The sequence below is a fragment of the Candidatus Afararchaeum irisae genome, assembly GCA_034190545.1.
Lineage (GTDB): Archaea > Halobacteriota > Halobacteria > Halobacteriales > Afararchaeaceae > Afararchaeum > Afararchaeum irisae.
Window position 1 is genome coordinate 1 of sequence record JAXIOF010000030.1, and the last position, 1,191, is coordinate 1,191.

Annotated in this window: 2 protein-coding genes; both read right to left on the reverse strand. The window is 49.2% G+C overall.

The window, feature by feature from the left end; genetic code table 11:
• Positions 1-146 (reverse strand): transposase (locus SV253_04250; GenBank protein ID MDY6775275.1); only part of this gene is annotated, 146 nt, incomplete at its 3' end.
• A 72-nt stretch (positions 147-218) separates the two neighbouring features.
• On the reverse strand, positions 219-857 hold the full coding sequence (locus SV253_04255; protein ID MDY6775276.1) for a hypothetical protein: 639 nt from the start codon (positions 855-857) through the stop codon (positions 219-221).
• Positions 858-1,191 lie beyond the last annotated feature (334 nt).

Consider the following 1,191-nt stretch of genomic DNA (forward strand, 5'->3'; position numbering starts at 1 on the left):
TTCCTTGTTGTTCCCTTCTTCAACGTGTCCGCACTACCGCAGTGCGGACACGTTATCTCCTCTGACCATCGCTGATTACGGAGATATTCTAAACAGTCCTCTTTATCAGGCAGAAAGACCTCATCAACGCTCTCTCTGCTGACCATCTTGAATCCAACTATTAGCTCCTTTCAGAAATAAGTATTCACTACTACAGAAGAGCGAAGTTCGTTTTTTTCTTACTGTTTCGATACCGACCAGCTTCCCGACGCCGACATTCCGGTGTTACTCTCACCGCTCCAGTCGCCACTTATCTCCGAATAGTCTTCCGAGACCTCTCCGGTCATGTCCATGTTCATCGTCATATACTGCATCGCACGTCCCGAGGCTTTGGCTTCGACTCTCCTATCTGACACAGTACCCTCTATCGGACCGGAAGCGTCCCCTTCTATGCTTCCCGATACCGTCCCCGCGTCGTAGTCGACCTTCATAGTCATGTCACCGCCGACGTTGACGCCTCCCGTCGCCTCGCCGGTCCAGCTTCCCGAGTACTCTATGGTTTCGGTTCTTCCGGAACTCTCGTCTTTACTGCTACTGTCCGAACCCGATCCGGAGTCGGACGTCGTCTCTGTCACCGACTTCTCTCCATCGGTCTGGTCTCCGGATGAGTCGGAGTCAGAGTCGGAACTTGTCTTTGTGTCGGATTCGGATGACTCGGTCTTTGTCTCCGACTTGGAGTCCGAATCCTCGCTCGAACTCGACGAATCGTTGTCTTCCGAACTGCTGTCCTCCGAAGGCTTAGCTTCCCCACCTGTGCAGCCGGCTATTCCCCCCATTACAGAGGCACCCGTTAGTGCCAGAAACTCTCGTCTTTTCATGTTTCCCCCAATCCCACAGCGTTTGAAATACTGTGATGCATTCACAAATGTACCTCAGTTACTATATAAGGGTTTCTAACGTAATGTTAGTAATACAGACGTAGTACTATCGCCGTAACCCGTTTTGCTACTACGAGAGTAATTGGAAATAGCCAACCGGCATACCTATATATCCTTATTTTAAATTGACTATCCGTTGATCATGATGTGCTGTTGTTACAATGATGTGTAATCATGGGTGAGGGGAAACATATGAAATACGATAGAACAACTAAGACAAAGCGTAAGTTAGGTGCTCTGGCTTTTGCGGTACTGATGGTGACATCAGTAGTAG

Excerpts from the sequence above, each read along its gene's own strand:
- SV253_04255 (MDY6775276.1), bottom strand. The coding sequence starts at position 857 with ATGAAAAGACGAGAGTTTCTGGCACTAACGGGTGCCTCTGTAATGGGG.